Below are 19,790 nucleotides of genomic sequence, written 5' to 3' on the forward strand. Positions count from 1 at the left end.
CTTTGTATGATATGAATATAAGCATTATCAGTGCAGTAGTTACCGTTTCAGCAGTACCTGTTGTTCATAGTTTTTTACTTCGGCCAACCATTCCTCACGAACAGGAACGCCGTTTTGAGCGCAATAGTAATCCCATATGGCACCAAACGGATACGATTTAAACTCTTCGACCAGAGCAAGACGAGTGGTGAAATCCTGTTCCTCTTCCGCCTGCTTTAATGCTTCAATCGGTTCGAGCATAGCGCGAAGTAGCGCTTTGATCGTGTTGCGTGTTCCGATGACCCATGCTGCTACATGATTGATACTTCCATCAAAGAAATCAAGACCGATATGGGTTCGGGAAAGCAATTCACCGCGAACCAGCTCACGGGCAATGTCCAGCAATTCGTCGTCCATCGTCACGACATGATCACTGTCCCAACGAACCGGTCTGCTGACATGGAGCAATAATTGATCGGTGAACATCAGCACAGAGGACAGTTTGTTCGAAATGACTTCGGTTGGATGGAAGTGACCAGCGTCGAGACAGATGGATTTACCGCGTGTCAGGGCGTATCCCATATAGAATTCATGTGAGCCTACGACATAGCTTTCCGAGCCGATGCCAAACAGCTTGCTTTCAACCGCATCGATGTTGTATTCCTCGCTGATTTCCTCGCTAAAAATTTCGTCCAGCGCATCACGCAGACGTTCTCTTGGAGCCAACCGATCAACCGGAGTATCTTTATAGCCATCCGGCATCCAGTGGTTTGTGACACAGGGCTGACCGAGTTCTTTGCCAAAATGCTCTGCAATCCTGCGTGATTTTTTGCAGTGTGTGATCCAGAAATCGCGGATTTCCGAATCCTTGTGACTCAGTGTGAAGCCGTCTTCCGCTTTGGGATGGGAGAACAAAGTTGGATTAAAATCAAGCCCGAGCCCTTGCTGTTTGGCCCAGTCTACCCAGTTCTGAAAATGGCGTGGCTCCAGTTGATCCAGATCCACTTGTTCTGTGGTGTCCGCATAGATTGCGTGCAGATTGACCTTGTGTTTACCCGGAATAAGCGATAGAGCTTTTTCTAAATCCTGACGCAACTCATGCGGCGTGCCTGCTCTGCCCGGGTAGCTGCCCGTTACGGCAATCCCCCCGCTAAGCTGTTTGTCTTTGAACAGAAATCCCTGAACATCATCTCCCTGCCAGCAGTGCAGTGATATTTTGATTTGTGAAAGCTTCCGTAAAATGTCGTCAACTTGAATACCGTGGCGGGCATACAGCTTTTTCGCTTCGTTATAACTGGCTTCAATAGCTTCATTCATGGCTTTACTCCTTTATTGAGATATCTGAATAGAGGATGTTGCTTGTATCTTGAGGCGCTCCCAGCGATCCAGGAGTTCTTGCAAGCCTTCCACCGATTTCGGTTCATATAGCCGAGTCGGAAAGGAGCGGGCGATGGTACGGCCAGCAGCTTTGAGATCCTCAAGAACACCAGAGCTGATTAATTGCACGACAATATTGCCGATGGCTGTAGATTCGGAAGGACCTGCCTGAACCTCAATTCCCAAGAGATCGGCTGTAAGCTGACATAGTAATTCGTTGTTAGCGCCTCCGCCGACAATGTACAATCTGGTAATCGTTTCGTCTGTTAAACGTTGCAGTTCGTGTAAGGCATCGCGGTAGCTTAAGGCCAGACTGTCGAAAATACAGCGGGCGAGCGAACCCGGCGTTCTGGGGCTGGGCTGGCCTGTTTCTTCACAGAATCGCTGGATTTCAAGGGTCATACTATCCGGGTTTAAGAAGGATGACTGGTTACAGAGGACGAGACTGACAAACGGTGTCTCTGCTGAAGCCAGTTCGGCCAATTCAGCAAAGCTATGTGCGGAACCGCCCTCCCTCCTAACCTCCTGAATCATCCACAATCCCATAATATTTTTCAGAAAACGGTACGTACCGTAAGCACCCCACTCATTCGTGTAGTTCGCCTGCATGGCTGCCTTGGTATTCAAGGCTTTGGAACGTTCCATTCCCAGTAGTGACCACGTTCCGCTGCTAATATAGGCCCAAGATTCTTCCCGCTGTGACGGAACACCTGCAACAGCCGATGCAGTATCGTGAGTAGGCGCAAGAATGATCTGACAGTCCGGAAGATCGTATTTTTGAACAAGCTCCGGCAAAAGAGAACCCAGAACCCGTCCAGGCTCGGCAAGCTCTGAAAACTGATTGCGTCGCAGTTGGAGCAGGGACAGCAGGTCTTCATCAAACTCTCGTGTGTTCACGTTGAGAAGCTGCATCGTGGACGCATTCGTCATTTCATTGATCATGATGCCTGTCAGGCGATAGTACAGATAATCGGGGACCATCAATATTTTATCCGCCTGGGCAAGCTGTTCCCGATCATGGACAAACAGTTGATACAGGGTATTAAAGTTTAGTTCCTGAATGCCTGTTTTCTCATACACAGCCTCTCGACTGATGATCTGGTGCAGCCTGTCGGGCGCATGGAGGGTACGTGCATCCCGGTAAGCGTATACCTCATGAATGCGGTTTCCTTTCTGATCAAGCAGCACGTAATCTACAGCCCATGTATCAATGCCGAGCGTACAGGAGTGAATCCCCGTCTGTTTAGCTTTTTGCAAGCCCTGAATAATCTCATTCAATAGTTCGTCGATATTCCAGTAATCGTGTCCGTTTTTTTCGGTAAAGGAGTTGTTGAAACGGTGAAGCTCTTGCAAGTGTAGCTGGTCACCTTGCAGAGTTGCACTTACGAGCCTTCCGCTTGAAGCTCCAATATCAACAGCAAGATAATTATTCATACCCAATCTCCTTGCATGGATAAAATACTGGCAGCCTGAAAGTCTGCCTTTTGCTTTCTTAACTAACTCCATACTACTTCCGTTTTTCTTTGTAGTCAACATAAACGGAAGTATAATTTGTGGTTTTATTTTTGTTTTCTAAAATTATAATTAAAATTAAATGTTGTTTTGCATGTATTTTTGTTTTTTATCTGTTTTCTACAATCAGGATTATGCAAAGTCCTTACAATATATATACCTTGAACAAAGGTCGGCTTGATTTACGATATTCCAATTGTGGAAGGTTCTCCAAATGCCGCTGTCTGTATGAAAAATAGTCTTGAAACCGCCCGCCAGAGGGTGTAGTATACAAGATATCAATTTCATATGACTCGTATAATATTGGGGATATGGCCCAGAAGTTTCTACCGGATGACCACTGTAATCGTCCGACTATGAGTGATAGCGCATCGGCTTTGGATGAATGCGGGCATTTATTTGTGCGCCAATCCGTCAGGGATTACAACCCCCAAGGACAGGCTTCACTTGAGAAACAACTCAAGGGAGCCTGTCCTTTTTTTGGTTTTGGCAGGTTTTATACTATTTTAAAGTACAGAAGGAGCGATACTCGCATAATGAAAGCTTTGGAGGAACGTATTCGTCAAGAGGGACAAATTTTATCTGACACCGTATTAAAGGTAGATTCATTTTTGAATCATCAGGTAGATACAGCATTAGCATTGGAGATTGGTAAGGAGTTTGCACGCCTTTTCGGCAGTGCTCCGATCACCAAGGTGCTTACAATTGAAGCTAGTGGTATTCAATTTGCTATGGCTACTGCTATTGCCTTGGGGGTCCCGTTCATTTATGCGAAGAAAAAGAAAGCAATCACGCTGAATGAGCAGGTATACTTCGCCGAGGTTCATTCATTCACTCGGCAGGAAACCTATCAGGTGAGTATTTCCCAAAAATATCTCGATGCCAGCGACCATGTGCTAATCGTAGATGATTTTTTGGCTACTGGCGCAGCATTGGTTGGACTTACGGATATTGTGAAGGAAGCAGGAGCGGAGCTGGCCGGGGTTGGCTGTGTGATTGAGAAGAGCTTCCAGGAAGGTCGTGGACTGTTGGAGCAGAGAGGCATTGCTGTGCGCTCTCTTGCGCGTATCGCTTCCATGGCACCAGGCGAGGTTCATTTTATAGAGGAAGCTGGCGTGGTGATTCCTCCCGTTAAGGAGAATGTGGGATGTTAAGTAAACAAAAGTTATTCGCGCTGGGCTTCCAGCATGTCATGGCGATGTACGCTGGAGCAATTGCTGTACCTCTAATTGTAGGGGGAGCATTGCACCTGACGCCAGCCCAGATGGCTTATTTGGTGGCTGCCGATCTGTTCACTTGCGGGATTGCTACGTTATTACAGATTATGGGCACACGCTTTTTCGGTAGTAGACTGCCTGTCATTTTAGGCTGTACGTTTACGGCAGTAGGGCCCATCATCGCGATTGCTTCGACCTCAAATTTAGCGACAGCGTATGGTGCCATTATTTTGTCTGGTATATTTGTGGTGTTAGCAGCACCGTTGTATGGCAAGCTGCTACGCTTTTTCCCGACGGTGGTTACAGGTTCGGTCGTTACGATTATCGGTCTATCCCTTATTCCGGTGGCGATGAACAATGTAGCAGGGGGTCAGGGCAGTTCGGACTTTGGACAGCCACGTAATTTACTGTTGGCCTTAGTCACACTACTGGTTATTCTGCTTGTGAATCGGTTGGCAAAAGGCTTTTTGCGCTCGATTTCCGTGCTTATTGGGTTGTTCGCGGGCACAGTGGTTGCTTATGGAATGGGAATGGTGCATTTTGCTCCCGTGGCGGAGGCTTCATGGGTGAGTGTTGCACAGCCGTTTTATTTTGGTAAGCCTGAGTTTAGCATTATGGCAGTTTGTACGATGATTATCGTCAATATTGTCAGTATGGTTGAGTCTACAGGCGTTTATTTGGCAGTAGGCAAAGCAATTGATCAGAAGGTGGAGCAGAAGCAGATCGTCAATGGTCTGCGTTCCGAGGGACTTGCGATCATGCTTGGGGGTATTTTTAACGCGTTTCCTTATACAGCTTTCTCGCAAAATGTGGGTCTGATCTCACTCACACGCGTCAAATCGCGGAACGTTATTTTTGCTGCGGGCGGTATCATGGTTGTTCTCGGTTTGCTGCCTAAGCTGGCTGCTTTAACGACAGTGATTCCTAACGCTGTGCTGGGCGGGGCGATGATCGTCATGTTCGGCTCGGTCGCTGCATCAGGCATGTCTATTCTGTCAGAAGTGGATCTGCGGAAGGAAAGCAATCTGCTGATCGCAGCATGCAGTATTGCCGTGGGCCTAGGCTCTGCCGTTCTGCCACAAATGTTCGACCAGCTGCCGAGCTTTGCCAAAATGCTGTTGCAAAATGGTATCGTTTCAGGCTCGATTACAGCGATTGTCTTGAACATCGTTTTGACGAGAAAACAAGGGGACTCGGTCAAAAGCGTGACGGTTCAGGAGGTTCCACAGAAGGTTTGATGATTAGGAATAAATAAAGATAGCCGGAGAGAGGACATATGCCTCTTTTCCGGCTTTTTGGCATGGAGTTATCCAGGGAAGATGAGCAGAGAAGATAGGCTGTGCAAACTGGTATCTATTACGGCAGGCGTCAGGCTGGCCGGAGCCAGACGCAGCACACCCAAATTGATTGAGTTTGGAGTTGGACAGCTATAACCTAACGAAGCTGCTTACATTGGTTCGCAGCCAGCGTAAGCAGATGCGCAACAGTCGCGGATCGTCAACAAGGGGGCTGCTTTATTTCCTGGATTGGGACAAGCTAAAGCAGGGGGCCAGAATTATGACTATTGGACGTGAAAGTCGTGGACGATAGAAAATATTCTTTGGAAACGTGTTGGTTTTTTTATCCTAGCAAAAATCACGGAAGATTATTCGAACCGTATGCGTTAGCAGATAGATAAAGTGAATGCCTCCCTATGCTGATACAGTAAGATTCCATACGAAATTAAATTCCAAAACCCAGAGTTTTGTGAGTGCATATGTCCGGTCTTCCAATCCTCAAATTTCGCTGTCTTGTTAATTTCATCACCCTCCGTGCTTGTCAATAAAAAGCCTGTAGTACCAAGTATTTAATTGTCCGTCACGACGAATTACAATCCTGTTTCATCATTTTTTTACTTGCCCGCTCTATTCGACATTCTTTCGTGTAACCCTGTCTAGGTATGATATAAAGTCCTTTGAACGCAATAGATCGTTCGGACGCCACAGCTCCAGTCCAAAGTAACTGAGTAGACTCGCGAGAGTCCCGCTACTTTCCGCTATAAAAAAAGAAGCCGTGTTGGTTGCAACGGCCTCTCTTTTTATTTCAATTTATTTGATATGATTAGTGCTTTTCTACTCTGAAAGCAATTCCCACAGGCTTGTCTACTCTCACATAACCTATGAAAGGATCACCTATGAATGGAGCTGGCCAATACATTCCTAATCTATGTTTTTCATATCGTGGAAAAGCACTAATAACCCATCTTTCTCCTTTAGGAACATTGATTGAATATTCATCATCTAGGCCAATATCAGCTTCTATACCAAAACCCAATGTGCCTTCTATAGCTTTAACACCACCTGTTATTGCTCCTTCCGCTTTCACTTTAATATTAGTTTTCACTGTAATTTTTGCAGCAGCAGGCCCAGTATATGTACTTACACGAATTGCATTGTTTGTATCAACCCAATAACCTAGATTTTCATGGGTTTTAACAATAGGAGTCACCCCAATGGATTGGGTACTAATTCTATCATTATTACCTTTTTCTTGATTTAAATTGTCGTAATTGACATAATAGTAATAAACATCATCGTTAACACTACTAGGATCGATATATTTGTAGACTTGTCCTTCCTTGGCCTTTATTTCATCTGTCGGTTCCCATTTTCCGGCTTCTGATTGTATCGTCGATGACAATGGATTCGGCGCATCATTTGCAGAAGCAATGGCTCCATATGGTAATAATATTGCTGTCAATGCTGCAATTATTGCTGTTTTAGTCATGACTTTGAATGGTTTCATAGTATTAAAATTCTCCTCTTCGAAAAATATTATTGGGGGCTAAGAAATGAGTAAATTTGAAAAAAATCTGTTTAAGTATTTGTCTTACGGTTTTTTGGTAGGAATATATTATTCCTTTATTCAAGGACCAACGACGACAACTTCTTCGCTTAACGGCTCATTGCAACTTTACACAGTGTCCGCATCTACTTTTATTTTCAGAACATTATCAACCTCATTTTTACTAAGTCTCCTCTCTGGAGTCGTGTATACAATTGTTTTTTTATCCATAAGAAGGAATAAGTAAATATTACCTGTAAATTTTATGTTTGTAAATAATTTTATTTAATGGATAAAATTTAAAATGAGATAGAAGAGAGCCGTATTGATCGCAACGGTCCTTTTATTAACTGACGGTTTAATAGCAAGTGCCTCCCCGTTTGGTTGTTCGTACAAAACTCTTTAGCTCCACAACTTTTCGAGCGTAAAAGCAAGCCGTCGCTTCGTCCTGGTTTACAGTACGACGCTGTGAACGACCTGCAAGATCCCTCGCTTCGCTCACTTACTAGCTAAAAAATAACTTGACTGCTAGGCACCTAAACGGCACGCTGACATGGCTTGTCAGGAAATGGTCAGTTAACAAATTAAGCCCCCGGCTAATCACCGGAGGCTTTTCAAACTCATTCTCTAAATCACTAAGGAATGTTTTACGGGTAAATTCTCTAATAGTTAAATTTGTCTCAAAGGCTGTCTGAGAAGAATCAACAATATAGTTCTTTTGTTTGGTAGCTGCCCCCAATGCTGTTATCCTTATAATAGAAATTCCACAAGGTTTGCTCACTAAATTTCCGATCAACTCTTTGGTTTTGTCGCTTTTCAAATTTTTTTCTTCCTCAATTTTTTGGAGAAGGAATAACCAACTGCTTTTTCAGGCCTTTGGAATAATGTATCTTTTTTAATAGCTTGTACAAATTGATCTGCAATCTCGCTGCTAAATTTTCGTTCTTTTAGATTCATTAAGTAGTCTGGTACAGTTTTCGGGACATCATGAGGGAGACGGAATGCCCGTCATTTCGTGCACGCAATGAATAGACATCACCTTCATTCTCGCCACATCGTTCAAATTTAAATTATTGTGCAGCATTTATTGACAAGCCTGTGACAACAAAATAAGATCGTAATGGAAAGAAATAAAGGAAGAAAACAGGTGTGAGCCGGACGACTCTATGTACGAGGTTTTGTTGAGACCATGTAGATGGTTGTTGAGCGTGTTCACTTAAAAGGGAAGTTCGGTAGATTCCGACACGGACCCGCCACTGTATACAGGCATCAGCAGGATACTGCTGGAGCTTTCAGAACAGCCACTGGAACTGTGAAGAACCGGGAAGGCCTGAAAGATGCGCCTGGAGTCAGGAGACCTGCCTGTTTTGACATCACTGTCAGACCCACGGGATGCTGGGGAGGTGGTTAGGCGTGCTGCATACGGAATGTCTGAAACCGATCCGATCCCTTCTATGTTTTTGGAGTTGGCTTCGAGGTGAGTTTTGACATTTTATAATGAAAGCATTTCTGACTGCTGATCAAGTGGTCCGGAATGCTTTTTTCGCGTTTTGCGTTAGGTTTATATGATTTTACAAGATAGAGGGGGATTCATTGAATGATTAGCAATCGTAGCAGGCGTTCATGGTTGATATGTACAGGGGTGATGCTGCTGCTGGCAGTTATGGCTCTTTCGGGATGTGCCAGCAATAAGACGTCGGATAGCTCCGGCAAGGGTGAAAACGCGTCAGCACAACAAACAGCGACAGATAAAAAGCTGGTAATGGCGTATACATGGAAACCGTCAGGCGTTGACCCGCACGGAGATAATAGCTGGGATGTGATGCGATCCGGTGCAGGTGAGACACTGGTACGTTTGAATGAAAAGCTGGAGCCTGTGGCTTGGCTGGCAAAGGAGTGGAAGCAGGATAGTCCTACAGTTTGGACGTTCAGCTTGCAGGATAAAGTCACTTTTCATGATGGAAAGAGTATGGATGCAGCAGGTGTAAAAGCGTCTTTGCTGCGCTCTATCGAGAAAAGCCATCTGGCGAAGGATTTACTGAATGTGAAGTCCATTGATGTAAGCGGCCCGCTGGCTTTGAAAATCACGACAAACCAGCCGAACGCGGCGCTGGTGTCCAATCTAGCTGATCCATCGACGATTGTACTGGATGTGGCATCGATGAAAGATGAGCAGAGCTACCCAGCGATGACAGGCGCCTTTAAAATCAAAGCATTCAACAAGGACCAATCCTTGGTCGTAGAGCGTTATGACGGATATTGGGGCGAGAAGGCACGACTGGCTGAAGCGACGATGAAGTTCATTACGGATGGGAATTCGCGCCTGATGGCGCTGCAATCCGGCGAGGTGGACGTGGCGACGGATATTCCGGTTGATAACGCAGAGGTACTGAAAAAGAACGACAAGCTACAAGTGCTGTCGGCTCCCTCCTTGCGCACCCATATGATCGTGTACAATATGGAATCGCCAGTATTCAAGGATGCGGCGAACCGTAAGGTGGTGGACAGCCTGATTCCACGCACATCGATTGTGAGCGCCGTCATGAGGGGCTTCGGTACGGAAGCAAGCAGTCCGTTCCCGAGCATTCTTCCCTTCGGTAAAGTTGAGCGTAAAGCGCTGAACGGAACGGCAGAGCAGCTGTTGACGAAGGATGGCTGGCAGAAAGACGCCCAAGGGACATGGACTAAGCAAGGCAAGCCGTTCGAGGTTACACTGCTGACTTTCCCTCAGCGTCCAGAGCTCTCCGTTATGGCTGAGGTCATCCAAAGCCAATTGCTGAAAGAGGGAATCCAGGTCAAGATTCGCAAGGTGGAAAATATCGACGAGGCGTTGACCAAAAACGATTGGGATTTTGCAATGTACAGCATGCTTACTGCTCATACAGGAGAGCCGCAATATTTTATGGACATGTTTTATTCTTCGAAAAGCGAAGCCAATGTAAGCCGGTATAGTTCCAAACCGCTAGAGAGTATTCTTAACAGCTTGAAGCTGGCGAAGGATACAGCGCAGCGTAATGCTGTGACACTACAAGCGCTGGATATCATCAATGCGGATTTGCCACAGTCGTTCATTGTGCATCCTGATAATGTGTTTGGTGTGAAAAAAGGGGTGGAGGGTTTTACACCCCATCCGATCGAGTATTACTACATTACAGCGCAATCTGATATTACGGAATAACGAGCTGCGTATCCTATGATTCGTTTTATACTGGAACGTGTGGCGCAGCTGCTCATCATTGTATTCGTTGTATCCACGCTGACTTTTGTACTGATGCGGCTCGCTCCTGGTGACCCTGCTACTATTTTGCTCACCGCGCATAATGTCCCTGCCTCTGAGGAGGCGTTGACGACGCTACGGCAGGAACTGGGCTTAAACGAGCCGCTTCATATTCAATATGTGAACTGGCTGCGAGATGTGTTCACGGGGCATTGGGGCACCTCGTATGTATCCAAGGAATCCGTGCTAGCCGAACTATGGAACAGACTGCCTGCTACTGTGGAGCTAGCTGCTGCGGGCTTTGCCGTCATGACGGTGCTTACGCTGGGGCTGGGACTGGCTGCCTCGCTAAAAATCAGCGGCCCACTGGATCGTCTGGGCAGGCTGTTTGCCCTGCTGGGATCGTCGATTCCCTCTTTTTGGCTTGGTTTTCTGTTGATCTATCTATTCTCCGTTCGCTTGGGCTGGCTCCCATCCATGGGAAGGGAGGACTGGACACATCTAGTGCTCCCAGCGCTGACTCTTGGCGCAGGTTTGGGAGCGGTGCAAGCCCGTGTACTGCGCGCTCAAATGCTGGAGCTGGGTGACCGGAATTTTGTGAAAGCAGCGAAGGCTCGAGGCTTTTCACGTATGCATATCCTGTTTTTTGAGATATTTAAGCATGCGGTTCTGCCTATGATTACACTGCTAGGTACCAATCTATCATTTATGTTGGCAGGTAATGTCATCGTCGAGACCATTTTTTCATGGCCGGGGTTAGGCAAGTATTTTATAGATGCGATTACCCAGCGAGATTATCCTGTGATTCAGGGGTATGTTATTTTTGCCGTATTTTTAATTGTAGGTGTTCAGTGTTTGGTGGATTTGGTCCAGACGGCGATAGATCCGAGGCTACGTTTGCGTTAAGGGGGAAGCTGAAAATGAAAAAGATACGGCTTTCCTTTCAAGGGAGCTTGCTGGCAGGAGGCGTACTTTTTGGTCTGATCGTGCTGCTTGGGTTATTGGCTACATGGGTCGCTCCTCATGATCCTCTTCAAGTGGATCTTTTGAACCGTCTGGCACCACCCAGTCGGAAATATCCTTTCGGTACGGATCATCTGGGTCGGGATGTGTTGTCACGGCTAATTTACGGGATTCGGACGAGCGTGCTAATCGCATGTGCAATTACTGTAGCTACGCTGTGCTTCAGTCTACCTATAGGGTTGCTCATTGGTTATGTGCGCGGACGCGTGGATCAGCTGATTATGCGGGGAATCGACGGCGTACTGGCTTTTCCTGATATTATTTTAACGGTGGCAATTGTGGGCATTTTGGGCCCGGGTTTTGTTAACATGACCCTTGCGATTATTGCGGTACGGTGGGCGGGTTATGTCCGGTATATCCGTAGTCTGGTTCAAAAAGCCTGTCAGGAGGACTACGTTCGGTATGCCCGTTTATCCGGCAATTCACACGCGCGTATACTGAGACGTTATGTATTGCCACAAGCGTTGCCGCAGTTGTTGGTTTATACGGTATGGGATATCGGACGCGTGGTGCTGATGATCGCGGGGCTATCCTTTCTTGGACTGGGTGTACAGCCGCCCAAGCCAGAGTGGGGCGTGATGCTGCATGATGCAACCTCATATTTTCAGGTGGCTCCGCATGTCATGATTTTCCCGGGCTTGGCGATTATGCTATTCGTACTTGCCTGCCAGCTTTTGGGCGACCGCTTTTCGGAAAAGGGGGCGGCCAAATAGTGGGAGATCAAATAGCCCTTGGGGGCAAGGATACGATAGAACAAGTGGCAGGGCGAAAACCGTTGTTACACGTGGAACATTTGGAAATCTGCCGCACAGGCGTAGGAGCAAGCGGAAGTGGGAGCAAACCACTGCTGCGGGATGTGAGCTTTTCCATATATTCAGGGGAGATTGTGGCCCTGACCGGACCGAGCGGATGCGGCAAGAGTCTGACCGCACACGCAATCGCAGGCATGCTGGAGCCAGGTATCGGTGTTACGCAAGGGCGTATCTACTATAACGGGGAAGACATTCTCCCGTTCCAGGAACGGCGCTGGCAAAGGCTGCGCCGAGAGGATATTGCCCTGCTCATTCAACAATCGCTGAGCGGGTTGAATCCGATCCGGACTGTCCGCGCCCAGCTGATGGATACGCTTAGACTGTACGGGCGGCGTTGGATGCCGCACGACCAGATGGAGCCGGGGCACGCTGATGCAGCCCCATCCCACACTGCACCGAAGCAAGTCCACCCACTGGGCGTGCTGCCACGGATGCGGCAGATGCTGAGTCGTGCCACGGAGATAGCCAGAGGAGGCGCTACTCCAGTGCGGGAGGCCTATTTGCGCTCTCTGCTCCGCAAGGTTGGGTTTGCAGATCCTGAGCATATTTTGTCGTCATATCCTTTTGAACTAAGCGGAGGCATGTGTCAAAGGGTGCTGCTGGCTGCAATGTTAAGCTCCGGTCCGAGCCTCTTTATTGCCGACGAGCCTACTACGGCGTTGGATGTTATCAACCGCGACAAGGTTTTGGCATTGTTGCAACAATTGAGAGAAGACTTTGATCTCACCATATTGTTGATTTCACATGATCGCCAAGGTATGAGCCGCATAGCAGATCGAGTGTTGGAGATGAGCCCGGAAGGAAGGATGCACCAGTGATGCTGGAATTGAAGAATGTGACCAAAGCATACCCTGTCCGCAAACGGAGAAAAGGCTGGTTCAGCACGCAAGATAGCGAGCAGGCCGTGAAGAAGGTGAGTCTGGAGTTACGGCAGGGGGAGTGTCTTGGATTGGTTGGAGAAAGTGGAAGTGGCAAAAGCACGCTGGCACAATGTATTCTAGGGCTGGAGTCGTTGACCTCAGGGGAGATTTGGCTGGATCATCAGCCTATACATTTCGAAAAGACGAAGGACGTTCAGCTGTACAAGCGAATCCAGTTGGTTGCACAGGATTCGTCCTCCTCATTGCATCCTCGTATGACCATTCGAGATATTTTAATGGAGCCGATCCACAACTATTTTCCTGAGCGAAAAGCGCAGGCGCTGGATATTTGTCTGTCTCTATTGGAATCAGTAGGATTGGAGGCTGACAGTCTGGAAAAATACCCAGCACAGCTGAGTGGCGGGCAAAAACAGCGGGTATGTATTGCCCGAGCGTTGGCGGTGGAGCCGGATATTATCTTGTTCGATGAATCGATCGCCAATCTGGATACGACAACGCAGTCTTCTGTACTGGACATGCTCAAAAGAATGCAGATGGAACGTCAGTTGTCCTACCTATTCATCACTCACGATCTCCAATCTACTCGCCAGTTTTGTGATCGAGTTGCCGTCATGGTTCAGGGGGAGATCGTGGAAATCTTTAAGGAATGGGATGAAGACTTGTTACAGCATGAGTACACGCGTACTCTGTTTCAAGCGTTGGAGAATTAAGCCATAAATTTAATATTATACAAATTTAAAATAAATAAGAGGATTGCTTGTCGAATATTGTTGACAAAATAGAACGTGGTACCTATTCTAAATATGATTATGATAATCATTATCACATATATAGAAAAGGGGAAATACATTGATGTCCGTTCGACACCGCAAGACTGCCACCCTTATGTTGGTGGCGCTCCTCTTATTATCCGTTGTTTTGGGCTGCGCGAAGCAGGAAAAAACCCCTGCATCCACCTCTACTGACGGAGCTGCCAATGAAAAGTCGATCACGCTATCGTGGCCGCGTGACATTGGTACGATGAATCCTCACGTATACAATCCTTCCCAACTTTTTGCACAATCCATGGTCTATGAGCCGTTAGTCAGCTACAAGCAAGGAGGCAAGCTGGAGCCTGCTTTGGCTGAATCCTGGACTATTTCCAAGGACGGCAAAATATATACGTTTAAGCTGCGCAAAGGTGTGAAATTTTCGGATGGAACGCTATTTAATGCGACCATTGTCAAAAAGAACTTTGACGCTATTATGAAAAATGAGAAAACGCACAGCTGGCTTGGTATAGTAGGCGTTCTCGACAAAACTGAAGCTGTAGATGACAGCACCTTCCGAATGACGCTCAAAGAGCCATACTACCCAGTGCTTCAGGATTTGTCTGTCGTTCGCCCGTTCCGTTTTCTGGGTGAAGCTGGGTTCCCGGATGATGGAGATACGTCCAAAGGAATCAAGAAACCTGTAGGTACAGGACCTTGGATGCTGGATGAATACAAGCAAGATGAATATGCAACCTTTAAGCGTAATCCGAACTATTGGGGTACTGCACCGAAGGTGGATAAAATTACGGTAAAAATCATTCCCGATGGCGAAACCCGTGTAATGGCCTTTGAAAAAGGCGACCTGGATCTGATTTATGGAGAGGGTGTCATTAGTCTGGATGCTTTCAAACAGCTTCGCGACACGAATCAGTATGTTACCACGCTGTCCGAGCCTGTAGGTACAAGAAGCCTGTTACTCAACTCATCCAATCCCAAGCTGGCAGACCTTCGGGTACGTCTGGCACTCCAGCATGGCTTTAACAAGCAGGCAATGGTGGAAGGTGTAACCTCGGGGCTGGAGGAAACAGCGGATACGGTTTTATCCAAAAACTATCCGTATACGAATGTAAACTTACAGCCTGTTGGCTATGATGTGGAAAAATCCAAATCGTTGCTGGATGAGGCTGGCTGGAAGCTGCCCGCAGGCGGTACAGTACGGGAAAAAGACGGACAACAGCTGGATTTTGAGCTGATTTTTGATAAGACTGATCCGATCCAAAAGGCGATGGCTGAAACCATTCAGGCTGAATGGGGAGAATTGGGTGTCAAAGTGAACCTGACCGGACTGGAGCTGACGGTTCAAATCAAGCGCCTTAGATCCAACCAGTTTGATCTGTACTTCTGGTACAACTATGGTGCGCCTTATGATCCGCACTCCTTTATTAATGTCATTTCCAAGAAGAGCTTCGGAATTTCCGAGGTGCTGAGTGCCCTTCCGATGAAGAAAGATCTGGATCAGCAAGTACACGAAGCGCTCTCATCGACAGATGAAACCAAGCGTCAAGAGCTGTATGCTTCGATTCTGAAGACGCTTCAGGAGCAATCTGCCATTGTGCCTATTTCTTATATTAAGAAAACGGCAGTGTACCAGAAAAAGATTACAAACTTTGTATTCCCGGCTAATCGGGATGAAAATCCGTTTGAGGGAATTGAAATCGGAAAGTAGCTGAAGCCGATAGGTAACGGTAGTTTACAGGATAGGAGGACAACTCATGATCAGCTATATCGGGAAGCGAATGGTAGCGGTCATTCCTATTGTTCTCTTTGCCACCCTCGTTACCTTTGCACTGATTCATATTTCACCAGTTGATCCGGCCGAGGCCTATTTGACGGCTGCTCATATTTATCCTACTCCAGAGATTCTGGAGCAGAAAAGACATGAGTTCGGGCTGGATCAGCCTTTGCTGACGCAGTATATGCATACACTTCAAAGAATCAGTCAATTGGACTTTGGTACTTCGTATCTGACCAACAAGCCGGTGTGGGATGAGGTCAAGGTTCGGCTGCCCGCCACTTTTGAATTGGCTGTGAGCAGTATGGTGCTATCTATTGTGGTGAGTATTCCACTGGGCGTGCTGGCGGCGATGCGTAAAAATGGATGGATCGACATGCTTAGTCGAGGAATTTCATATTTTGGCGCGTCTATACCCCAGTTCTGGCTGGGATATTTGTTAATCTTCTTTTTCTCTGTCCGATTGGATTGGCTCCCTGTAGAGGGGCGAGGAACGTGGCAACATCTGGTGTTGCCCACTTTGACCCTGTCGCTGGTTCTGATTGCTTTATATACGCGCCTGCTGCGTTCCAGTGTGTTGGAGCAGCTTCAGGAAACGTATGTGCAGTATGCCAGAACTAGAGGGATTCGTGAGCGGGTGATCATGCTCAAGCATGTACTGAAAATTGCCATTGCTCCACTGATTACAAGTCTGGGTATGAATCTGGGCAAGCTTCTGACCGGAACAATTATTGTGGAGCAGGTGTTTTCATGGCCCGGGTTTGGCCGTTATTTTGTGGAAGCGATTTTTAACCGGGATATTCCCGTCATACAATGCTATGTGTTTTTGGCGGCATGCCTGTTCATCGTATGCAATTTGCTCGTTGATCTGGTGCATTTGTATATGGACCCCCGAATTTCATCGAAGGGACGAGCAGAGCAGTGATGATAAGGTTGCGTACAATGTTCAAAGGTCAAAAGGTAATCGTGGTCTGCTCTGTCGTACTGGCTGCTCTTTTTATCATTATGGCGCTAGCTCCTTGGCTGGCTCCCCATGATCCGGTTAAAGTCAATTTACTGCACAAGCTGGAGGGACCTTCGAAAGAATACTGGCTGGGGACCGATCATTTGGGTCGGTGCAATTTATCCCGGTTGCTGTATGGAGCGCGGATTTCCCTCGGCTTTGCGACATTAATTTTCCTGTCCTCGCTTAGCATCGGCGTTGTGGTCGGGTCGCTTGCAGGTTATGTAGGTGGCTGGGTCGATAGTGTGTTGATGCGGTTTTGCGAAGGTATTATGGCGTTTCCGAATTTGGTGCTTGTGCTGGGCATTGTCGGTATTTTTGGACCGGGCCTCATGCAGGTGCTGCTTGCCTTGATGATGGTGCAGTGGGTGTATTATGCCAGAATGTGCCGCAATATGGTCGTCAGTCTGAAAGAACGGAATTTTATAGCTGCTGCAAGGATTAGCGGGTCCTCCTCAGGGGCCATTATCCGGCGGCATATTATTCCGAATGTGCTGCGGCCGATTGTGGTCATTGGTACACTGGAAATGGGTTGGGCGATCATGGATATTTCCGCGTTGTCGTTCCTTGGTCTAGGCATTCAGCCGCCGACCCCCGAATGGGGAGCGATGATTCATGAGGGAACGGGATACATTCGCAGTCATCCGGAATTAATGATCTATCCGGGGGTTATGATTCTGGTGGTGGTGATGGCCTTCAATATATTGGGGGAGGCGCTGTCCGACCGATACGGAATTGCCAAACGTCAGTAAAACGGGAGTGAGTTACAACGATGGACGACAGGGAGAAGGTGCTGGAGGTCAGCGGCTTACAGGTGAAGCTCAAAACCGGTGCCGGGGCGGTATCTCTGCTGGAGCCAACTCATTTTGAGCTGAAAAAGGGACAGGTACTGGGTCTTGTCGGCGAGAGTGGAAGCGGCAAAACGGTAACCTGTAAAGCGTTGCTCCAACTGCTGGATCGCCAGACGATGGACGTGGAAGGTAGTGTCCGTCTGAACGGGCGTGAGCTGAACGGAATGGTGGCCGAGGAGATGCGCCGTATTCGGGGCAAGGAAATCGCGTTTATTATGCAAAATCCGATGAGCGCTTTTACGCCAGTGTATACGATCGGAGCTCAGTTTATGGAAACGGTCCGCACGCACACCGGATTAACCAAACGACAGGCCCATGAACTTGCCATAACGGCTCTGGAAAATATGAATCTGCCCGATCCGGCCAAGCTGATGAAGCGGTATTCGTTTCAGTTGAGCGGCGGGATGTTGCAACGGGTCATGATCGCCATTTCCATGTGCCTGCGGCCAGCAGTAGTTATTGCGGATGAACCAACGACGGCGCTCGATGTGGTCAATCAGCTACAGGTGCTAAGAGAGCTGGATCGCTTGCGTACGGAATACAATACGTCCATTTTGCTGATCTCGCATGATCTGGGCGTCATTTCCCAATTGGCGGATGAAGTGGCTGTTATGCAGCAGGGTCGTATTGTTGAGCAGGCCGAGGTCCATCAGTTATTCGATCACCCGCAGGATGAATATACGAAAATGCTGCTGCATGTCAGACCCAAGTTGTCCATTCGGGGCATAAATCAGGTAGGTGGTTAGTCGCCTGTTCGACGGTTACACTTTCAAAAGGGGAGCGAATGCGCATGCTACAAGTGAAGAAAGTAACTCATAGCTATGGAAGGCGCAAATGGCTGGGCCGCTCTGAACCACGTCCTCCTGTGTTGGCTAACGTTTCGCTTACTATAGAAAGTGGGTTTTGCCTAGGCTTACTTGGTACCAGCGGAGCCGGTAAAAGCACGCTGGGCAAGGTTATTCTGGGGCTGGAGAAGCCGCAGGAGGGTCAGGTGCTGTTCCAGGGACAGGACATTTATAATGCGAGCCCCCAAGTCCGCAGGGGACTGCGACGGGATATGCAGGTCGTATTTCAGGACTGCTACTCTGCTGTAAATCCCCGAATGACCGCCGGGCAGATTATTGGTGAGCCATTGGACAATTACGAACGGTTATCGGTGCAGGAACAAAAAAGAACGGTCGAAAGCCTGCTGGAACGGGTCGGCCTCAAGCCGGAAGATCGGATTAAATATCCGCATCAATTCAGCGGCGGACAATTACAGCGGATCAACATTGCACGGGCGATTGCGCTCAAACCAAAGCTGATCGTGCTGGATGAGTCCGTCAGCAGCCTCGATATGGTTCACCAGATGCATATTTTATCCCTGCTGGGAGAACTGAAGTCTTCGTTTGGATTGTCATATCTGTTCATCACGCATGATATTCGGGCGGCATATGCCGTCTGTGATGGCATTGCTGTGATGGAGCAGGGAAGATTGATTGAGCGCTGTGATGAGAAGGATCAGATTTTTGAATCTGCTCATCCGGCTGTACGACGGTTGATCTCGTCCATTTTGCCGGAACATCCAGCAGAGCGTTTTCCGCTTCATGGATAACAGTGGACCCGCAAGGGTCCTTTTTTTGTGCAACATATGGATAAATAATCGAAATGAAATTTACTTGTTGTATTATTTGAATAACCCGTTATAATATAAAATCATAGTAAATTACTTGGATATTAAAAAGGGGATGTCATATATGAAGAAATCTGCTTTGGTGGCAGCGATTGGCCTATCTCTTGTGTTATTAACGGGTGCCTTGAGTGGATGTTCCTCGAAGGATGCGGCATCGGGGGATAAGGTAATCTATGTAGGCACACAAAATGACTACCCTCCGTTTGCTTTTACGAATGAAAAAAACGAGCTGACCGGGTACGATGTGGAAGTAGTCAAGGAGATCGACAAGAAGCTGGACGGCTACAAGTTTGAGTTTGTACCTTCTGGCTGGGACGGAATTTTCATGGCGCTGGAATCGAACAAGATTCAGGTCGTAGCAGATGAAATCGCCAAAAATCCTGAGCGCGAGCAAAAATATTTGTTCTCGGATGAATCCTACTTTCAGGCACAATCCGTCATTGTTGTGAAAAAAGGCAGAACGGATATACACTCTCTCAAGGATTTGGAAGGCAAGAAGGTAGCCGCATCAGTAGGCGATTCCTACACACAATTGCTGGAACAATATAATGCGAAGAATGGGAATAAAATTATTTTGAAATACAATGATACAGGCACTTCGTCCGATAACCTTCAAGACGTACAAAATGGCCGGGTGGACGCTTATGTGAATGATCCAGTCATGACGGCTGCTACGATCAAGAAGGAAGGTTTGCAGGTCGAAGCGATAGGTGATCCTGTGCAAACGGATGATATCAATCTGGTGTTCAAAAAGGATAAGCAGGGCGAAGAGCTGAAAGCTAAAATCGACCCGATTATTAAAGAGTTGAAAACGGACGGAACACTGAAAAAATTGTCTGAACAATGGACAGGTGGGGAATATATCCCGCAGTAACAACA

The 19,790-nt window shown here is 47.4% G+C and carries 18 protein-coding genes and 2 riboswitches; of the genes, 14 read left to right on the forward strand and 4 right to left on the reverse strand.

Going from position 1 to position 19,790, the window contains the following annotated elements:
- Positions 1–39 precede the first annotated feature (39 nt).
- A complete protein-coding gene (gene rhaA / locus MKX59_RS01330; protein WP_023990991.1) occupies positions 40–1,296 on the reverse strand; it encodes an L-rhamnose isomerase in 1,257 nt (418 codons plus the stop codon).
- A 12-nt stretch (positions 1,297–1,308) separates the two neighbouring features.
- Positions 1,309–2,790, reverse strand: a complete 1,482-nt coding sequence (gene rhaB, locus MKX59_RS01335; protein WP_028540884.1) for a rhamnulokinase — start codon at positions 2,788–2,790, stop codon at positions 1,309–1,311.
- 351 nt (positions 2,791–3,141) lie between these two features.
- Positions 3,142–3,245, forward strand: a riboswitch (purine riboswitch).
- A gap of 159 nt (positions 3,246–3,404) precedes the next feature.
- Between rhaB and MKX59_RS01340 the strand changes: the two genes are divergently transcribed.
- From MKX59_RS01340 to MKX59_RS01350, 3 genes are all read left to right on the forward strand, one after another.
- On the forward strand, positions 3,405–4,022 hold the full coding sequence (locus tag MKX59_RS01340; RefSeq protein ID WP_023990989.1) for a xanthine phosphoribosyltransferase: 618 nt from the start codon (positions 3,405–3,407) through the stop codon (positions 4,020–4,022).
- Complete coding sequence (locus MKX59_RS01345; protein ID WP_028540883.1) at positions 4,016–5,323, forward strand: nucleobase:cation symporter-2 family protein; 1,308 nt, start codon at positions 4,016–4,018, stop codon at positions 5,321–5,323. Before MKX59_RS01340 ends, MKX59_RS01345 begins: the two co-directional genes overlap by 7 nt.
- Before the next feature lie 181 nt (positions 5,324–5,504).
- Positions 5,505–5,675 carry a hypothetical protein gene (locus tag MKX59_RS01350; protein WP_155990445.1) on the forward strand — a complete coding sequence of 57 codons (171 nt, stop codon included), beginning with the start codon at positions 5,505–5,507 and terminating at the stop codon, positions 5,673–5,675.
- 510 nt (positions 5,676–6,185) lie between these two features.
- On the opposite strand, the gene MKX59_RS01355 is transcribed toward MKX59_RS01350, so the two are convergent.
- Positions 6,186–6,869: a hypothetical protein gene (locus MKX59_RS01355; RefSeq protein WP_028540882.1), complete on the reverse strand. Its 684-nt coding sequence runs from the start codon at positions 6,867–6,869 to the stop codon at positions 6,186–6,188.
- 544 nt (positions 6,870–7,413) lie between these two features.
- Entirely contained in the window at positions 7,414–7,728 is a 315-nt protein-coding gene (locus MKX59_RS01360) for a hypothetical protein (protein WP_028540881.1), read from the reverse strand.
- 356 nt (positions 7,729–8,084) lie between these two features.
- Positions 8,085–8,288, forward strand: a riboswitch (cobalamin riboswitch).
- A 217-nt stretch (positions 8,289–8,505) separates the two neighbouring features.
- On the opposite strand from MKX59_RS01360, the gene MKX59_RS01365 reads away from it, so the two are divergent.
- The 11 genes from MKX59_RS01365 (at position 8,506) to MKX59_RS01415 (ending at position 19,785) form a co-directional block, all read left to right on the forward strand.
- Positions 8,506–10,086, forward strand: a complete 1,581-nt coding sequence (locus tag MKX59_RS01365; protein ID WP_076156651.1) for an ABC transporter substrate-binding protein — start codon at positions 8,506–8,508, stop codon at positions 10,084–10,086.
- Between the two features lie 15 nt (positions 10,087–10,101).
- Positions 10,102–11,031, forward strand: a complete 930-nt coding sequence (nikB, locus tag MKX59_RS01370; protein WP_023990985.1) for a nickel ABC transporter permease — start codon at positions 10,102–10,104, stop codon at positions 11,029–11,031.
- Positions 11,032–11,045: 14 nt separating this feature from the next.
- Positions 11,046–11,861, forward strand: a complete 816-nt coding sequence (locus MKX59_RS01375; RefSeq protein ID WP_340857406.1) for an ABC transporter permease — start codon at positions 11,046–11,048, stop codon at positions 11,859–11,861.
- Positions 11,861–12,778 (forward strand): ATP-binding cassette domain-containing protein, encoded by a 918-nt coding sequence (locus MKX59_RS01380; protein WP_053326420.1) that lies wholly within the window; start codon positions 11,861–11,863, stop codon positions 12,776–12,778. The genes MKX59_RS01375 and MKX59_RS01380 overlap by 1 nt, the downstream gene beginning before the upstream one ends.
- Positions 12,775–13,551, forward strand: a complete 777-nt coding sequence (locus MKX59_RS01385) for an ABC transporter ATP-binding protein (RefSeq protein WP_340857408.1) — start codon at positions 12,775–12,777, stop codon at positions 13,549–13,551. Before MKX59_RS01380 ends, MKX59_RS01385 begins: the two co-directional genes overlap by 4 nt.
- 142 nt (positions 13,552–13,693) lie before the next feature.
- Positions 13,694–15,319: a nickel ABC transporter substrate-binding protein gene (nikA, locus tag MKX59_RS01390; RefSeq protein ID WP_053326418.1), complete on the forward strand. Its 1,626-nt coding sequence runs from the start codon at positions 13,694–13,696 to the stop codon at positions 15,317–15,319.
- Positions 15,320–15,365: 46 nt separating this feature from the next.
- Positions 15,366–16,310, forward strand: coding sequence for a nickel ABC transporter permease subunit NikB (nikB, locus tag MKX59_RS01395; RefSeq protein WP_053326417.1), 945 nt, complete (start codon positions 15,366–15,368; stop codon positions 16,308–16,310).
- Complete coding sequence (gene nikC / locus MKX59_RS01400; RefSeq protein WP_080682961.1) at positions 16,310–17,140, forward strand: nickel ABC transporter permease subunit NikC; 831 nt, start codon at positions 16,310–16,312, stop codon at positions 17,138–17,140. Before nikB (MKX59_RS01395) ends, nikC begins: the two co-directional genes overlap by 1 nt.
- Positions 17,141–17,160: 20 nt before the next feature.
- Complete coding sequence (locus MKX59_RS01405; protein WP_068939150.1) at positions 17,161–17,985, forward strand: ABC transporter ATP-binding protein; 825 nt, start codon at positions 17,161–17,163, stop codon at positions 17,983–17,985.
- Between the two features lie 38 nt (positions 17,986–18,023).
- The gene (nikE, locus tag MKX59_RS01410; RefSeq protein ID WP_028540875.1) at positions 18,024–18,833 is read left to right on the forward strand and encodes a nickel import ATP-binding protein NikE; all 810 of its coding nucleotides are present in this window, start codon (positions 18,024–18,026) and stop codon (positions 18,831–18,833) included.
- A gap of 142 nt (positions 18,834–18,975) precedes the next feature.
- Positions 18,976–19,785, forward strand: a complete 810-nt coding sequence (locus tag MKX59_RS01415; protein WP_023990976.1) for a transporter substrate-binding domain-containing protein — start codon at positions 18,976–18,978, stop codon at positions 19,783–19,785.
- The last annotated feature ends 5 nt before the right edge of the window (positions 19,786–19,790 follow it).

The sequence above is a fragment of the Paenibacillus sp. FSL R7-0340 genome (assembly GCF_038002205.1).
GTDB lineage: Bacteria > Bacillota > Bacilli > Paenibacillales > Paenibacillaceae > Paenibacillus > Paenibacillus polymyxa_B.